Raw genomic sequence first — 575 nt, 5'->3', positions numbered from 1 at the left:
CACTCAGACTTTGGCCCTCATAATAAAACGCTTTTTGCATAGCCGAGGTGAATTCTAACAAACGGTCTGGTGCTAATGAGCGTAAAGCTGAAAAGCCAATTGCAGCATCTTTCGAATTCATTTTAAAAGTCCCTTCTTCCACCAATTTTTGATATGAAGGACCAAATTCTGCACCTGTAAGTTGATTAATTCTTTTATTCCCCTCTTCTATATATGAGAAATTTTTTATTGGTAAATCATCTAAAAATAATCCTCCACATAAAACTGTTAACGGCAYTYCAGTGTGKTYTTTGTAAAATCCTTTAATACTTTCTGAAAAGCCATAGCACCATCCACAATAGGCGTCCCAYACGTAWATAAGRTTATCTTGTTTYGTCTYCATTTAAATCTCCTACCTTTATTTTTATTAACCAGTCCAGCTATCACTTAAAATTCTCAGCTAACTTTTTGGTTTATATAMGTACWTCTTTTTTATAYCTTGTTCTTTTTTGAGTTACCTTACTATATTTTTCAAAACTAACCCTTCCCAAAAAGATTAGTTAAGATTTCTAATGAAAGATAGCGCTGCACATCAT

General features: G+C 33.2%; 1 pseudogene. It reads right to left on the bottom strand.

The features are described from left to right. A pseudogene (locus tag AC1DJR_RS32825) lies at positions 1-382 on the bottom strand (DsbA family protein); the annotation flags it as partial. Positions 383-575 lie beyond the last annotated feature (193 nt).

Source organism: Bacillus sp. 05T31 (genome assembly GCF_056396725.1).
Note: the sequence above shows the minus strand (reverse complement) of the source record. Positions and strands in the feature narration are given on the sequence as shown.